The sequence below is a fragment of the Brucella sp. NBRC 113783 genome, assembly GCF_040372265.1.
GTDB classification, from domain to species: Bacteria; Pseudomonadota; Alphaproteobacteria; order Rhizobiales; family Rhizobiaceae; genus Brucella; species Brucella teleogrylli.
Map to the genome: position 1 here is coordinate 910,688 of NZ_BAABRX010000001.1, position 15,596 is coordinate 926,283.

Sequence of the window (15,596 nt, forward strand, 5' to 3'; positions counted from 1 at the left end):
GCCGAACCTGCCGGTCCAACCGTTGATGTCAAAACGCTTCATGCCAAGATTGGCGAACTGACGCTGGAGAACGATTTTTTGTCCGGTGCGCTCGGCAAGGCGGGATTGCTGAGCGGAAAGAAATGATTGACCGCGAGCACAAGCTGTCCGTCGTGCGTCAGGCGAAGCTTCTCGGCTTCAGCCGTGGCAGTGTCTATTATTCGCCGCGTCCGGTGTCTGATGGCGATCTGGCTCTGATGCGCCGGATCGACGAGTTGCATCTCGAATACCCGTTTGCCGGAAGCCGGATGTTGCAAGGGCTCTTGAGGGGAGAAGGGTTACAAACCGGTCGACTACACGTCGCCACGCTGATGAAGAAGATGGGCATCGAGGCGATCTACCGTCGCCCGAACACGCCGAAACCAGCGCCGGGGCACAAGGTCTATCCCTATCTCCTGGGCAAGCTGGCGGTTACCAGACCCAATCAGGTCTGGGCGATGGACCTGACCTATGTTCCGATGGCTCGCGGATTTGTCTATCTCTGCGCCGTTGTGGACTGGTTCAGCCGGCGTGTTCTGTCGTGGCGACTGTCGATCACGATGGAAGCCGACTTCTGCATCGAGGAGGTTGAAGAGGCGCTTGCCCGCTACGGTAAGCCGGACATCTTCAACACCGATCAAGGATCGCAGTTCACATCCATCGACTTCACGGCGGTGTTGAAGAAAGCTGAAATTGCCATCTCGATGGACGGCAGAGGCGCTTGGCGGGACAATGTCTTTGTCGAGAGGCTGTGGCGCTCGATCAAATACGAGGAGGTCTACCTCCATGCCTATAAAACCGTGTCTGAGGCACGCGCTGGCATCGGCCGTTATCTGACCTTTTACAATAGCCGACGTCCACATTCATCGCTTGACCGGCAGACGCCGGATCAGGCTTACTTCAACGCGCTGACGCCAATGATGGTGGCGGCATAATCGAGGCGGAAATCCACTTAGCGAAACGCCCGAAACTGTTCAAACAAACCGAGCCACCTCTTAGGAAGCACTTTTTTGCCGTACACGATGCTCAATTTTCTGACGCGTTCCATCCGTGGGTGATATTTTCGATAGGATGAGCGTTAGTGATATCTGTCGTCGTCGTCGCTGGATTGTTTTTCTTTATCAGGCGCTGATCAAGCCGTAACTTGATCGGGCCGCCACCTTGAGTGTCGTGTGACCGCGCATGTCCCACAAATTACGACTACCTCCCCTTACAAAACGAACTTCTTTATACTATTGAAGCTTCGGGCATCCGAAAATAAGGGCTACTGGGGCGGGAAATGACGTTTGACATTGATTACCAGGTGTCGCCCAAAAGGATTATTACATCCGTTTTGGCTGGCGCTTTCATAAGCACAATATTCCTATTAGTATTTTATCCTGGCTTTCTCTCAAATGACAGCATTTTTAGCTGGAAGCAGGCCGTAAGCCAACACTATGACACAATCAAACCGCCGTTGATGGCGCTTATCCAGCGGATTTTTTACCTATTTTCTCCATCAGGTGAAGCGACAATTGCCAGCTTTTCTTGGGTTCAGGGTACGCTTCTTTGGTCTGCCATATTCATGGCGATAGCGCTGACAACTAGAACATGGAGAGCGCTTATCGTCTGCTCTTTACTTATGCTTTGTCTGATGCCGTTATGGGTGCATACAAACGTTCACTGGACCGATATGTGGGTATTTGCGTTCGCTTATTTCGGTCTTTTCTCATTTTTTGAGCTATTTCGATCCGGGTTTGTTAGCACCAAATGGCTGCTAACAGGAAGCCTGTTCTTCTTTATCTCGATAAGTATTCGATATAACGCCGTGTCGTCCCTGCCGCTTGTTGCGGTAGCATGGTACTTTTATCTACAAAAAAGACGAGCGCTGAAAGCTGTTCCTCGCGTGTTTTTATCGACAATGGCGTGCGTCGTCATCATCATAGCTTCTAAGGCTTTTCTCCTAATGCCGGGCGTTGAGGAAAAGCCATCGATGATAAGATTTGCGTTGTACAACCAGTATCTGGGTACAATTGTTAACTCCGATCCTGATGTAAGGGAAAAGCTAATAGCTCAGGAAAAGCCTTACTATGATGCTGCTTTTGGTGAAGGCACTTTAGAAGCCTCGATACCTCTGTATCTCTTTAGCGGAAACGGCGCGATGTTCTGGCCGAAGGACGCACTGATCGGATTTGGCAACATCATGAATAACGGTCAGTTTATCGTTGACCGTTTACCTCACGTCGTATGGCAATCTCCAAAAGGGTTTATGCGTCATAAGATGAAATACATCACTGGACAGCTCAACAACTCGGCTGAGTACTTTCCTATGCATCCCTATGTTGATAAAAACATTTTCAATGTATTCCTATCGCCTAAAATCCCTGGATATGAATGGACAGTTTCGACGCTGACCGCTCTGAAAACATCCTTTATTTTCAAGCATTGGCCCGCTCTGCTGCTCGGGCTTGTGGCTCTCGTTATGAATTGGCGCCGTCAGAACATATTACTTCTTACAATTTACATCTTCGGCGTTCTGTATGCGGTCCCGTACATGGTTTCGGAAACAGGTTTGGAATGGCGTTACCTGCTACCCTCATACATTTCAGGATATCTCGTATTCTTCGTAGGAACATATTCATTCATTGAAAGCTTTTTTAAAAAAGGCTCTCATCAATCCGTTAAAACTAAGCGACTACAGGATCACCAGCAAAACTAGTCACTAATTGAACCGTGGGACAGTCTTTGATGCTGGAGCTACGCCGCCAATATTAACGACGTAGCTAGAGCCACCAACACTAACGCAGTAGGCCTACCAAACGTCCTAATCTGCGTAGAAGCTTATGTAGAAAGGGTAATTTCTGCACTTGCGCGGACATCGCATTCACAATACGAATTACTTTACGGCGCTCGAAGGCTTCGATTTGTTTCTGCAACTCCATTACGCGTTCGATACCTACTTTTGCTGGGTCGCCACCCAAACTTGTTTCAGACCGACAATGTCTCTGAAGTTGGAGTGTTTCGAAACGAGATAACCCGTTGGTTGTCTGATAAAGACGGACCTGTCCTGGCCACTCTGAATATGTTCGCGCCATGGAATTCTTGCGGACGCGATACAAGCAGGTGACGGTCGGAATAAGCTCTATCCGCAGTCCGTTCGCCAGAATATTGAGAAAGAACGCCCAATCCTCATACTTTGCCTTCGAACCAGCGTTCCAGCCGCCCATCCCTCTTGCATGACTGACCCTATAACCAGAATTTGCGTGGCCAAGATCATTTCGGGTTTGCGACGTCACGAATCCATCGCCCATTGGCCGGTAGACATATTGCCCTTTATGAAAGGGACGGTTGAAATCCGTTCCGGCGTCAAAGGCAGCTAGATAGGGTACAGCAGCTGCAGCCTGAGGGTTTCTGCTCATAGCTGTAACGATTGTCTTAACCCAATCGTTGAGCGGGATATCGTCGGAATCGGCATTCAATATGAGATCAGTTGTGCACGCGGACAATGCGGTATTTCTGGCGCCTGCCAAACCGCAATTATACGCGTGATCAATAATCCTGAACGGAATATCGAGATACCTTTGAACGGCTTCCGCCATATCGGTTCGGCTCTTATAATTAGACGCGTCATTGACGATTATCACCTCGCTCGGGCGGAGCGACTGTTGATTGAGAGCCTTCAGCAATTCGATGAATTCCGAAATCTCGGTGTTATAGAATGGGATCATCACTGTTGAACTAAGGAGTTCAACAGGTTGACTGGCAACCGGTATATATCGTTGATTTTCGGAGACGCGATTCCCGCGCCTCAGATCTTCTACGAGTGTATCGCGGATGCGCGCCTTCTTCTCGTTGTCCCAATCCAAAATTTCGCGAATTTTGTAGCGCAGCGAATCTGGTGACAGGTCTGCCAAACACTCGCGCCAGTCTTTATCTCGGAACATCTCCGGAATGCCCCCTGCGTTCCCAGCCAGAAGCACACCGCCATTTCCAATGACATCATAAACAGCGAGTGGGAAATTATCACCACGATAAGGTTGAACAAACAAACTGTCAGATCGGTGGCCCTGAATATACGAAACCAATTGCGCGTGATCAAAGCCAGTGTGGACCGTCAGCGCGAAGTGGTGTTTGAGCACCCTCTCGTGCTCATATCCCGTATCGGGCCCGCGTCCAATTAAAGTTATTTCTTCAATGCCCTTTGCCTTTAGTTCCTTGCAGAAACTATCATCCAACGATGCGCAGAATAAATCGAACCCCTTCATCGGGATAAACTTTCCGACGAATACGATGCGCTTCACATTGTCGAACGGAGAACTATCAATTTTGATATTCGTATATCGATAGGGGCAGATTATAATTTTGCTATCGTCAATCTGGATGCCAGACTGAACGTAAAATTTCCGCAGAAACTCTGAAGGGAACACGACAAAATCAGCAAGTTCGATGCTAATCTTTTCCCTAACCGCATATATCTGAGAATCAGCCCCCATCCATGTTTGATTGGCATTTTCGAGATAATGCTGATTGCCGTGACAATGAGCGACGATTGTAAGGGTATCAGGAAGTACCCCCGCCATTTTCGCTTGCGCGATACGCATCCCTATACCCAAGTATTCTTGAAAGTGTATCTCTCTCATATCTGGGCACAGAAACAGAAATTGGGTGGCGGCCTGCAGCAACACGTCAGCAGTACCGATTTCTCCAATCTCTGATACGTCGATGACACCCGACGGGCTCAAAACGACGTCGCCGTTCTGAGTTTTTTCCTTGTCGAAGTCGAAAGCCGCTAGAACAGCAGAACCCTTGGTCGAACGATGCCAATCCGCCACAAAGGTGCCTATCCCTCCGCTAGCTATCAGACCGGGATACTCCGTTGTGATCATAACAGATGTTACATCGACGGAATTAATCCCATAGCGCGCTAGCGTCCCCGCATAGAATTTCGCGTCAAATGAAATGTCCGCAAGTATAGTGCTGGCCGCCTCGTCATGTTCATTCGCGCCAATATTTCCGATATTTTCAACATGAAAACCGGATGCCATCAAGAGATTGCGAAGTTCTCCGGCGGTCCATTCTCGCACATGTGCCGGATTGGCCGGCTTAGCCGTCAACGATTGATACCCCAGACGGGATCTGTCGGGAGTCGACAAAAAGCACCTGCTCTTCGGGTTCCCTGACAATAACAGTCTTATAAAGGCCAGAAGCGGCCGAGGGTCTGGTATATGCTCAATAACGTCCGCACAAATTATGACTGTTGGAACATCATTACGAAATTTCTTCGCAACATTGAGAACCTCGTTCCATGACGTAAGATCGCACTCGACGTGAGATGCTTCCGCGTAGTTTTCAATGGCCGCAGCCAGTGATCCTTTGAAATCCACAGCGAACACGTCAGAACCGGTGCCGGAAAACAGACTTTTGAGTTTAAGGGCACTGCCACACCCGATGTCGATGACACGCTTTGCATCTATGGATTCCGCATAGGACTTAGCTGAATGATATGTATCCGGCTGCCATATAATGTCGGATGTCAGCCCATCATTGAAAATATCGTTGATGATTCTAGCTTCCGCATTTACGCCAAAATTCCACTGAGGCGTACACACATAGGGATGCGGTTGATTAAAATTGTCATAATCACGCTTATCAAAGTGTCCAGGCAGGGGCATTATAAACTTTTCTGCGGGCATATCTGACCTTTAATAAAAACACACCCCAGTCTGACGGCACGGAGCTTTGCGTTGGATGACAGCCACTTGTTTGATTCGATCTGTGGCGTTAGGATACGTTTATTGCGTACGCCCTCAAGGATCAATTATGGAATATACCACCCGGCCTTTCACGAAAGAAGCGATACAAATTGCATATGATGAATTGGCCAAAGAAATTCAATATCTGAGACAAACTGGCTCAAGCCACCCAGAATACCTAAGAACGGCTCAGTTTCCCATAGAGGTCCAGACTGAACTATCTTCTATTAAAGATGAAATAAACATGTTGCATGCAAGAGTCATTGGTCTGATTTAGTTGCTAACTTCGCGTTTTGAAACAGTCTTATTTCTTGTGATCTGTAATTGACGGTGCCCCACCCACACCGGGTGGAGCCAAGGTCTGGACCATCAGCTTAAGAAAGACATGCCTCTAAGCGGAGATTTCCGCCGCCAGACGAATATCGTACAGACACCACGCCAGTTGTTGACGATATATCAACTACAGCTTGTGCAAATCCGCCCTTTACATACGTGGGTATCGAATGACCTGCCACTGAAGTTTCATCCGGCTGCGATTAGAGCCTCGGCGGTTTTTGATACGCCACATGGCGTGATGGGAGCAACCGGCGGAAAGGCGAAGCTTCCAAATTGCGTAGCGTTGGAGCCGGTTGCGGCGATGATCCCTGCATAGTCTGCCGGGGTCTGGTATCCGAGCGATGAGTGGGGCCGGAAATTGTTGTAATCGTCGGCCCATTCGGCAATGGCGCCGCGGGCATGATCGAGACCAAAGAACAGGCGCTCGTTGAGTAACTCGTCGCGCATGCGGCCATTGAAACTCTCGACATAGCCGTTTTGCATCGGTCTTCCCGGCGCGATGTAGTGCCACTCGATCTTGTGATCCTTCGACCAGGCGAGGATGGCATTTGAGGTCAGTTCGGTCCCGTAGCACCTACGGAAGGAAGAGTTGGAGCCACCTCAAACAGTGCGCGCAGCTTTTTTGCTGCAAGCGCGCACCGTTTGAGGTGGCCATGGCCAGTCGAAGTAGCTCTAGAATGTGAGTGTTCACAACTCATTCCGGAGAGACCAACAATGACCAGTCAGAATTCTATGCCTGCCGATGCCGTGTTGGTAGCCATCGACATTGCCAAGGTTCGCAATGAAGTGTTGATCGAAGCACCCGGCCATAAACGCCGCCGTCGATTGTCTGTTCTCAATACGCGTGCAGAACATGACCATCTGATCGAGATTTTGCAATCCTATGACCGACCGGTGGTCTGCGCCTTTGAGGCAACGGGTAATTATCATCGTCCGATCGCCTGGCGGTTGGTGGAAGCCGGCTTCGAAACGCGATTGGTGTCGTCGCTGGTGCTTGCCCGCACGCGAGAAGCCTTGCACAACTGTTGGGACAAAAACGATCCTAAGGATGCGCAGGTGATCCTGCACATGTTGAGGATCCATTCGACGCAGGTTTATCACGATCCCTTGCGTGCTGGCATCAACGACGTTCAGGAATTGTCGAAGACACACGAAGCCATTGCTAACGCCAAGACCGAGATATAACATCGCATCCCGACGCATTACGCCGTTGTCGCGCATCCGGTAGAAATGGTACTGCACCGTCGTAAACGGCGGGAATTCCTTCGGTAATTGCGCCCATTGGCAGCCGGTTGTCGCGATGTATTGGATTGCGTTCCACAATATGCGTGGATCATGCTCGCGCGGACGGCCGACTTTGCCCATCGGCTGCAAAAGCGGCGCAACAACTGCCCACTCATCGTCGGTACAATCGCTTGCATAGCGCAAGCCACGTCTGGCATAGTCTCGCCGGGCGGTTTCAGTCCAGGCCATGTGATCCTCCGTAGTCTTGGTAAACCACAGAGAATCATAAACTCCTGAAATCGCTCAACTTAATTTTCGGTTCGGCTCTAAATCGAAGTATAATATGATCTGAATCTCTTCATTCGATGTGCCTTCTTGGTTCTCTGCTGTAAACTAAAATAATCTAAGCCCATTAGTTCTATAAAAGGTCACGGCGGACTGGATGAACATTTTTATATGCCAGTGCCCCTTCTTCGAAGCATGCCCCCCCGCATGTACTACTCGTATCGTTGGTACATAAGCTGTATCGGCAATTTTTATCGATCTTAGGGAGATGTCAAAATCTTCAAAATATAGAAAATATTTATCGCTGAAGCCGCCCGTATTTCTTAAAGTAGTACCTCTGAAAAACATGAAACATCCGCTCACTATGGGAGGGTTCCAAAAGACGGCGTTTTGTGTTTCGGCCTGCAATTCATATCTTGCCAAGCGCGCAGAGAAAAACGAGCGAACTAGCTTGGGCGCAAAGCCTCTCAGAAGTAAGTCAAATACCGCCGGATAGCGTTTGCATAAATACTGTCGTTGCTCATTGGGCCATGTGGCACGAGGGCTCAAGAGGCCACAATTTTCATGAGTTCTCATAAAGGCAACTGCATTTATGAGCGCATCAGGATCGAGCTGAATATCTGGATTTAAAATCAGATGAAACTCACCCGTCTGGCAAATCGCGAGATTATGGGCCCTCCCGAAGCCGATATTTCCCTGTCCTTGAATTAGGGTAACTGGTAATTCGGGATAGAAACGCAGCAAAAAGGAGGCGACGTCTTTGCGAGAGGAGTTATCCACAATCGTAATTGAGAATGCGTTGGGTGGAAGCGCCTTCAGCGCAGTTCGTAGGCTATCCAGCGTTTTCTTAAATTCTTCTAAGTCGGGATTAAACGTAACGATTGAAATAGTTAGCAATGGCTGGTTATTGATTTTAGGATCAGCAGCTGAAAAACCATAGGTCATTCTTTGTGTTCTCGGTTCGCCAAATGGGTCTGACGGTCGTCAAAAGGAAGCCATTATCTTAGGCACGAAATGTGCTTATATGAACGAAGCGAAAGAAGTAAGATGATAGGATGTGAAATCGCATGAAGGGGATTATTCTCGCCGGTGGTAGTGGTACCAGATTGTACCCTTTAACAATTGCTGTTTCAAAGCAGATTCTGCCGATTTATGATAAGCCGATGATCTATTATCCCTTGAGTGTGCTCATGCTCGCGGGCATTCAGGATATTTTGATCATCTCGACGCCGCACGACTTACCACTTTTTCAGAAATTGCTCGGCGATGGCTCTGAGTTCGGAGTGAATTTCTCGTACGCCGAACAGGCGCATCCCAATGGTCTTGCTGAAGCTTTCATCATCGGTAGAGAGTTCATCGGCAACGACAGCGTTGCCATGATTTTAGGCGATAATATCTATTTTGGTGATGGTCTTTCAAAACTGTCTCAGCTTTCGTCGCAACCAATGAAGGGGGGAACTGTTTTTGCTTATCGGGTTGATGATCCGCAACGTTATGGTGTGGTGGAGTTCGACAGCAGCACCGGTAAAGCGGTGTCCATTGAAGAAAAGCCTGCAAAACCCAAGTCAAACTGGGCTGTTACGGGCCTCTATTTTTATGATAATCACGTGGTCGATATTGCCCATTCAATCACGCCGTCCGCACGCGGCGAACTGGAAATAACCACCGTTAATAATGTCTATCTCGAACGAGGTGAGTTAAATGTTCAGCGCTTCGGTCGCGGTTATGCTTGGCTCGATACCGGTACGCATGACAGTTTGCACGAAGCGTCGTCATTTGTTCAAACGATCGAAAAGCGGCAGGGCATCAAGATTGCTTGTCCAGAGGAAATCGGCCTGGATAAAGGTTGGCTGAGCAGTAATGCGGTGTTGGAACGTGCGACCAAGCTTGGTAAAACCGAGTACGCAGCATATCTGCGTCGACGTGTTGATGAACTAGGAAAATACTAATGGAAGTCCGCCCTTTAGGTTTAGATGGTGTTGTTGAGATACTTCCGCGAAAGTTTGGTGATGATCGTGGTTTTTTTTCCGAAACCTACAAGGCCAAGGCGCTTAGGGATGCGGGTATTGACTTCAATTTTGTCCAAGACAACCACTCCTTTTCGGCGGCCAAAGGGGTAGTACGTGGTCTTCACTATCAGTTGCTGCCATTTGCTCAGGATAAGCTGCTCCGCGTTGTTCGCGGCGCAATTCTCGATGTTGCGGTCGATATTCGCAAAAGCTCACCGACTTTTGGTCGGTGGGTCGCGCAAGAAGTCTCAGCTGAAAAGTGGAACCAAATTTTGGTGCCGAAGGGGTTCGCGCACGGCTTCATGACGTTGGTTGAGAATACAGAAGTTCTCTATAAAGTAACGGATTACTATTCTCCTGAGCATGATCGCGCAATCCGATATGATGACCCCGCAATAGGCATAGATTGGCCAATTTCCGCTTCCGGTATACAAACATCGGATAAGGATAAGAATGCGCCGTTGCTTGCCGATGCAGAAGTTTTTGCTTAAGGAATGATATGAATATTCTCGTCACTGGCGGTGCAGGTTTCATCGGTTCGGCTGTATGCCGTCATCTGGCCGCTGATCCGAAGGTTAATGTTATCAATCTGGACAAACTGACCTATGCGGGCAATCTCGCATCGCTGCGTCAGATCGAAAACCATCCGAACTATAGTTTCCTGCAGGCCGATATCTGCGACGATAATCTCATTCTGGACACGCTGCGTTCGAATGTTGTCGATGTCGTCATGCATCTGGCTGCCGAAAGCCATGTTGATCGTTCCATCGACGGTCCGGCAGCTTTCATCGAAACCAATATCATCGGCACGTTCCGCCTGCTCAATGCCGCTCTCGCCTATTGGCGTGAACTGCCGGAACCGCGCAAGTCGAACTTCCGCTTCCACCACATCTCGACCGATGAAGTGTTCGGCGATTTGCCGTTCGACAGCGGCATTTTCACGGAAGAAACGCCCTATAAGCCATCATCGCCCTATTCGGCATCGAAGGCTTCCTCCGATCATCTGGTTCGCGCATGGCACGAAACCTATGGTTTGCCGGTAGTTCTCTCGAACTGCTCGAACAATTACGGGCCATTCCATTTCCCGGAAAAGCTCATTCCGCTTGTCATTCTGAACGCGCTCGACGAAAAGCCGCTGCCCGTTTACGGGACAGGGGCGAATGTGCGCGACTGGCTCTATGTCGAAGATCACGCCCGCGCGCTGGCGTTGGTGGCGACGACCGGTAAAGTCGGCGAAAGCTACAATATCGGCGGACGCTCGGAACGCACCAATCTCAATGTAGTGGAAACGATTTGCGCCATTCTCGACAAGAAGCGCCCGCGCGCCAATGGCAAGAAATACGGCGACCTGATTACATTTGTAACGGATCGCCCGGGGCATGATCGCCGTTACGCCATCGATGCCTCGAAGATCGAGCGTGACCTCGGATGGACCCCGCAGGAAACTTTCGAAACGGGCCTTGAGAAAACCATTCAGTGGTATCTCGACAATGGCTGGTGGTGGGAGCCGATCCGCAGCGGCACTTATGCTGGTGAGCGTCTGGGCGGCGGTCAAACCAAAACCGGTGCGACCAAAGCAGGTGCGGTATGAAGATCATCGTCACCGGGCGGGAAGGGCAGGTCGTTCAGAGCCTTCTGGAAAAGGCCGCAGAGCGCTCGGATCTTGAAGTAATTGCGTTGGGAAGGCCGGAACTTGATCTGGCAGACCCCGAAACGATCCGCAAGGCGATCGTCAATGTCAAGCCGGATGTCGTCGTTTCGGCTGCGGCCTATACGGCTGTGGATCAGGCCGAGGATGAGCCGGAAATCGCCTTGGCGGTGAATGCGGCTGGTGCTGCCGCTGTGGCCGAAGCGGCGAAGGCCTGCGGTGCGCTCGTCATTCATCTGTCGACGGATTATGTTTTCGCCGGCGATAGCAATAGGCCTTATGTGGAGACCGATCCAACCGGCCCTCGCAGTGTTTATGGCAGCTCCAAGCTTGAAGGCGAAAGGCTGGTTGCTGAGGCCCATCCGCAGCATATCATTCTGCGCACGGCCTGGGTTTACAGTCCGTTCGGCAAGAATTTCGCCAAGACGATGCTGCGCCTTGCAGAAACCCGTGATGGCCTGTCAGTCGTGTCCGACCAGTGGGGCAATCCGACTTCCGCGCTGGATATCGCCGAAGCCGTCATTCGCGTGGCGGATCATTTGGCGGCAAAGCCTGATTTTTCTGGCTATGGCATCTATCATCTTGTTGGTACGGGCGACATCAGTTGGAGCGGTTTTGCTCGCGGGATTTTCGCTGAAAGCGCTAAGCAGGGCGGCCCGACCGCTGAAGTGACGGATATTGCGACTGCAGAGTATCCGACCAAGGCGACGCGCCCCGCCAATTCACGCCTTTCTACAGAGAAGTTCAGCGCGACATTTGGCTGGACCATGCCGCATTGGCAATCGTCACTAGGGGATGTGGTGGCAAGGCTGGTTTAGCGAAACTTCTCGGATTCCATCGTTGGCCAGTATCACGTGATCTTTTAGTTCTGCGGAAACTGCTATCCCACAACAATGTCGGCGGGGATATCTTCCCGATCCGCTCAGAAAAAAGGTCGTTTGGCTACAAATTCGAGATACATGCAATTACTTGATTGCGACTTTGTTTTATTGGACTAAATCCGGTCCACAAATGGAAGATGATTGCATCTATCGGAGCGACGCATGTGTGGAATTATCGGTATTATCGGCAAGGATGAAGTCGCGCCGCTTCTGGTCGATGCTCTGAAACGACTGGAATATCGCGGTTATGACTCCGCCGGTATCGCCACCTTGCAGGGCGGCAGGCTTGACCGCCGCCGTGCGGAAGGCAAGCTCGTCAATCTGGAAAAGCGCCTTGCCGGTGAGCCGCTTCCGGGCGTGATAGGCATCGGTCATACCCGATGGGCCACCCATGGCAAGCCGGTGGAGCGTAATGCGCATCCGCACATCACTGAACGCCTTGCGGTGGTTCATAACGGCATTATCGAGAACTTTGCCGAACTGCGCACCATGCTGGAAGCCGAAGGCCGCAAGTTCCAGACCGAAACCGACACCGAAGCCGTTGCGCATCTGGTGACCCGTGAGCTGGAAAAGGGCAAGTCGCCGGTTGAGGCCGTGCGCGATTGCCTGCCGCAGCTTCATGGTGCATTCGCTCTCGCATTCCTTTTTGAAGGCGATGAAGAACTGCTCATCGGCGCTCGTCAGGGCCCGCCGCTGGCTGTCGGTTATGGCGATGGCGAGATGTTCCTCGGCTCGGACGCGATTGCGCTGTCGCCCTTCACCGACACCATTGCCTATCTGGAAGATGGTGACTGGGCTGTACTGACCCGCAAGGGCGTCACCATTTATGACGAGGGCAACAATCAGGTCGAGCGCACGATCCAGAAGACGCAGACGGCCAATATGCTTGTTTCCAAGGGCAATCATCGTCACTTCATGCAGAAGGAGATGTTCGAGCAGCCGGAAGTGATTTCCCACACGCTTGCCAACTATCTCGATTTCACCACCGGCAAGGTGCGTCAGGAAGCGATCGGCGTCGATTTCAGCAAGATTGACCGTCTGACGATTTCCGCCTGCGGCACGGCCTATTATGCGGCATCGGTGGGTAAATACTGGTTCGAACAGATTGCCCGTCTGCCGGTCGATAGCGATATCGCATCGGAATTCCGCTATCGCGAAATGCCGTTGTCGAAAGATTCGCTGGCGATGTTCGTTTCCCAGTCCGGCGAAACGGCGGATACGCTGGCATCGCTGCGTTATTGCAAGTCGCAAGGCTTGAAGATTGCCGCCGTCGTTAACGTCACCGGCTCGACCATCGCGCGTGAATCCGATGCCGTGTTCCCGACGCTTGCCGGTCCGGAAATTGGCGTTGCCTCCACCAAGGCCTTCACCTGCCAGCTTTCGGCCATGGCGTCGCTCGCCATCGCCGCCGCCAAGGCGCGCGGCGCGATTGACGATGCGCGCGAACAGGAACTGGTGCGCCAGCTTTCCGAAGCCCCGCGTTTCCTCAATCAAGTGCTGAAGCTGGAAGATCAGATCGCGGCAGTTTGTACCGATCTCGCCAAGGTCAATCACGTTCTTTATCTCGGTCGTGGCACGTCCTTTCCGCTTGCCATGGAAGGCGCGCTGAAGCTCAAGGAAATCTCGTATATCCACGCCGAAGGCTATGCCGCTGGCGAGTTGAAGCACGGCCCAATCGCGCTGATCGATGAAACCATGCCGGTCATCGTCATTGCACCGTCTGACCGTCTTTATGAAAAGACCGTTTCCAACATGCAGGAAGTGGCGGCCCGTGGCGGTCGCATCATCCTGATCACCGACAGACGAGGTGCGGAAAGCGCCAGCGTCGATACGATGGCAACGATCGTCCTGCCGGACGTGCCGGAATTCATCACGCCGCTGGTCTATGCGCTGCCGATCCAGATGCTGGCTTATCACACCGCTGACCTGATGGGCACGGACGTCGATCAGCCGCGCAATCTGGCAAAATCGGTAACAGTGGAGTGAAGCCATAAACCGACTAGCAATTCAAATAGCCGGATTGTTAGGCGGTACGGATATCACCGCATCGAAAGCAATTGAGTGACACAGTATCCGCTTGACCACCAAGCTCAACGCCTTACCGCAACTGGCGCGGTTGATGCCCGTCACCGCGTTTTTTGCTTTGCGCAAATATGTTCTCTGCCTTATGCCTTAAACACTGACTGAACTGTTAGTGCATTATCACACGAAACGTGAAAGCTTTGCGGGCGCGACAGTGTGGTTTGAGTTCAGTGATAGGCATGCGGTCTGGAGTGCCGCGCATAACACCGGTGAGGAGCATTAAACGTGAGCAGCAATGAAACTTTCGCCTCGGGAACATTTGTCGGGCGAGCATGGAGCCCGACGGCCAAGGGGCCGGTTCTGGTGACTTTGCGCGAAGGGCGCGTCATCGACATTACCACCAAAGCTGCACCGACGATGCGCGACCTGCTTGAACTTGACGATGCGCTGGCTCATGTACGCGCAACCGCCGGACAGGATATCGGTTCGCTAGAAGCCCTGTTTTCCGGAAAGCCCGGCGATGAAAGCGCGCTGCATCTTCTGGCACCGAACGACCTGCAGTCGATCAAGGCCTGCGGCGTTACCTTTGCTCGCTCCATGATCGAACGCGTGATCGAGGAACGCGCTGCTGGCAATCCCGATCTTGCTTTGAAAATCCGCGAGCGTGTAGGTGCGATCATCGGCGACAGCCTGCGCAACCTCAAGGCAGGCTCGGAAGAGGCGGCCCGCGTCAAGGCGGCGCTGATAGAAGAAGGCGTCTGGTCGCAATATCTCGAAGTCGGTATCGGCCCCGACGCGGAAGTTTTCACAAAGAGCCAGCCCATGTCGGCGGTCGGTCATGGTGCGGAAGTGGGCCTGCATCCGATTTCCACCTGGAACAACCCGGAGCCGGAAGTGGTACTTGCGGTCAACAGTCAGGGGCAGGTTAAGGGCGCGACGCTTGGCAACGACGTGAACCTGCGCGACGTTGAAGGCCGTTCGGCCCTGCTGCTCGGCAAGGCCAAGGATAACAATGCGTCCTGTTCGGTTGGCCCATTCATTCGCCTGTTCGACGAAACCTATTCGATGGACGATGTGTGCTCGGCGGAACTGGCGCTGAAGGTCGAAGGACCGGATGGCTATGTTCTCAATGGCCGCAGCACCATGAAGGAAATCAGCCGTGATCCGCTGGATCTGGTTGCCCAGACCATCGGCAAGCACCATCAGTATCCGGATGGTTTCGTGCTGTTCATGGGAACGTTGTTTGCGCCTGTCGAAGACCGCGACACGCCGGGGCAGGGCTTTACTCACAAGATCGGCGATGTGGTGACCATCTCCAATCCGCAGCTTGGTGCGCTGACCAACACCGTGCGCCTGTCGACGGAATGCAGCCCGTGGCGGTTCGGCTCGTCGCATCTGATGCGTAATCTCGCATCGCGTGGCCTGATCTGATTTTATCGAT

At 51.7% G+C, this 15,596-nt stretch carries 10 protein-coding genes and 4 pseudogenes; 10 read left to right on the plus strand and 4 right to left on the minus strand.

Annotation, left to right across the window (positions count from 1 at the left end; genetic code table 11):
* Window positions 1-15 precede the first annotated feature (15 nt).
* Window positions 16-953 (plus strand): annotated as a pseudogene (locus tag ABWW11_RS04200) (IS3 family transposase); the annotation flags it as partial.
* A gap of 344 nt (window positions 954-1,297) precedes the next feature.
* Window positions 1,298-2,716, plus strand: coding sequence for a hypothetical protein (locus ABWW11_RS04205; RefSeq protein ID WP_121539539.1), 1,419 nt, complete (start codon window positions 1,298-1,300; stop codon window positions 2,714-2,716).
* Window positions 2,717-2,795: 79 nt separating this feature from the next.
* On the opposite strand, the gene ABWW11_RS04210 is transcribed toward ABWW11_RS04205, so the two are convergent.
* Window positions 2,796-5,669 (minus strand): glycosyltransferase, encoded by a 2,874-nt coding sequence (locus ABWW11_RS04210; protein ID WP_167836172.1) that lies wholly within the window; start codon window positions 5,667-5,669, stop codon window positions 2,796-2,798.
* Between the two features lie 148 nt (window positions 5,670-5,817).
* On the opposite strand from ABWW11_RS04210, the gene ABWW11_RS04215 reads away from it, so the two are divergent.
* Window positions 5,818-6,027 (plus strand): hypothetical protein, encoded by a 210-nt coding sequence (locus ABWW11_RS04215; protein WP_121539541.1) that lies wholly within the window; start codon window positions 5,818-5,820, stop codon window positions 6,025-6,027.
* Window positions 6,028-6,272: 245 nt separating this feature from the next.
* Here ABWW11_RS04215 and ABWW11_RS04220 read toward each other — a convergent pair.
* Window positions 6,273-6,653: pseudogene (locus ABWW11_RS04220) on the minus strand (integrase core domain-containing protein); the annotation flags it as partial.
* 147 nt (window positions 6,654-6,800) lie between these two features.
* Between ABWW11_RS04220 and ABWW11_RS04225 the strand changes: the two are divergent.
* Window positions 6,801-7,268: pseudogene (locus ABWW11_RS04225) on the plus strand (IS110 family transposase); the annotation flags it as partial.
* A gap of 18 nt (window positions 7,269-7,286) precedes the next feature.
* On the opposite strand, the pseudogene ABWW11_RS04230 reads toward ABWW11_RS04225, so the two are convergent.
* Both ABWW11_RS04230 and ABWW11_RS04235 read right to left on the minus strand, forming a co-directional pair.
* Window positions 7,287-7,559 (minus strand): annotated as a pseudogene (locus tag ABWW11_RS04230) (transposase); the annotation flags it as partial.
* Window positions 7,560-7,703: 144 nt separating this feature from the next.
* Complete coding sequence (locus tag ABWW11_RS04235; protein ID WP_121539542.1) at window positions 7,704-8,540, minus strand: glycosyltransferase; 837 nt, start codon at window positions 8,538-8,540, stop codon at window positions 7,704-7,706.
* 122 nt (window positions 8,541-8,662) lie between these two features.
* On the opposite strand from ABWW11_RS04235, the gene rfbA reads away from it, so the two are divergent.
* The 6 genes from rfbA (at window position 8,663) to ABWW11_RS04265 (ending at window position 15,586) form a co-directional block, all read left to right on the plus strand.
* Window positions 8,663-9,544 carry a glucose-1-phosphate thymidylyltransferase RfbA gene (gene rfbA / locus ABWW11_RS04240; RefSeq protein ID WP_121539543.1) on the plus strand — a complete coding sequence of 294 codons (882 nt, stop codon included), beginning with the start codon at window positions 8,663-8,665 and terminating at the stop codon, window positions 9,542-9,544.
* Window positions 9,544-10,095 carry a dTDP-4-dehydrorhamnose 3,5-epimerase gene (gene rfbC, locus ABWW11_RS04245; protein WP_121539544.1) on the plus strand — a complete coding sequence of 184 codons (552 nt, stop codon included), beginning with the start codon at window positions 9,544-9,546 and terminating at the stop codon, window positions 10,093-10,095. The genes rfbA and rfbC overlap by 1 nt, the downstream gene beginning before the upstream one ends.
* Window positions 10,096-10,103: 8 nt before the next feature.
* Window positions 10,104-11,195 carry a dTDP-glucose 4,6-dehydratase gene (rfbB, locus tag ABWW11_RS04250; protein ID WP_121539545.1) on the plus strand — a complete coding sequence of 364 codons (1,092 nt, stop codon included), beginning with the start codon at window positions 10,104-10,106 and terminating at the stop codon, window positions 11,193-11,195.
* Window positions 11,192-12,070 (plus strand): dTDP-4-dehydrorhamnose reductase, encoded by an 879-nt coding sequence (gene rfbD, locus ABWW11_RS04255; RefSeq protein WP_121539546.1) that lies wholly within the window; start codon window positions 11,192-11,194, stop codon window positions 12,068-12,070. The genes rfbB and rfbD overlap by 4 nt, the downstream gene beginning before the upstream one ends.
* Window positions 12,071-12,295: 225 nt before the next feature.
* Window positions 12,296-14,119 (plus strand): glutamine--fructose-6-phosphate transaminase (isomerizing), encoded by a 1,824-nt coding sequence (glmS, locus tag ABWW11_RS04260; RefSeq protein ID WP_353409093.1) that lies wholly within the window; start codon window positions 12,296-12,298, stop codon window positions 14,117-14,119.
* A gap of 321 nt (window positions 14,120-14,440) precedes the next feature.
* Window positions 14,441-15,586 carry a fumarylacetoacetate hydrolase family protein gene (locus tag ABWW11_RS04265; RefSeq protein WP_121535435.1) on the plus strand — a complete coding sequence of 382 codons (1,146 nt, stop codon included), beginning with the start codon at window positions 14,441-14,443 and terminating at the stop codon, window positions 15,584-15,586.
* Window positions 15,587-15,596 lie beyond the last annotated feature (10 nt).

What these genes read in the sequence shown, in the direction of transcription:
- ABWW11_RS04205 (WP_121539539.1), top strand. Translation starts at nt 1,298, where the DNA reads ATGACGTTTGACATTGATTACCAGGTGTCGCCCAAAAGGATTATTACA.
- ABWW11_RS04210 (WP_167836172.1), bottom strand. Translation starts at nt 5,669, where the DNA reads ATGCCCCTGCCTGGACACTTTGATAAGCGTGATTATGACAATTTTAAT.
- ABWW11_RS04215 (WP_121539541.1), top strand. Translation starts at nt 5,818, where the DNA reads ATGGAATATACCACCCGGCCTTTCACGAAAGAAGCGATACAAATTGCA.
- ABWW11_RS04235 (WP_121539542.1), bottom strand. Translation starts at nt 8,540, where the DNA reads ATGACCTATGGTTTTTCAGCTGCTGATCCTAAAATCAATAACCAGCCA.
- rfbA (WP_121539543.1), top strand. Translation starts at nt 8,663, where the DNA reads ATGAAGGGGATTATTCTCGCCGGTGGTAGTGGTACCAGATTGTACCCT.
- rfbC (WP_121539544.1), top strand. Translation starts at nt 9,544, where the DNA reads ATGGAAGTCCGCCCTTTAGGTTTAGATGGTGTTGTTGAGATACTTCCG.
- rfbB (WP_121539545.1), top strand. Translation starts at nt 10,104, where the DNA reads ATGAATATTCTCGTCACTGGCGGTGCAGGTTTCATCGGTTCGGCTGTA.
- rfbD (WP_121539546.1), top strand. Translation starts at nt 11,192, where the DNA reads ATGAAGATCATCGTCACCGGGCGGGAAGGGCAGGTCGTTCAGAGCCTT.
- glmS (WP_353409093.1), top strand. Translation starts at nt 12,296, where the DNA reads ATGTGTGGAATTATCGGTATTATCGGCAAGGATGAAGTCGCGCCGCTT.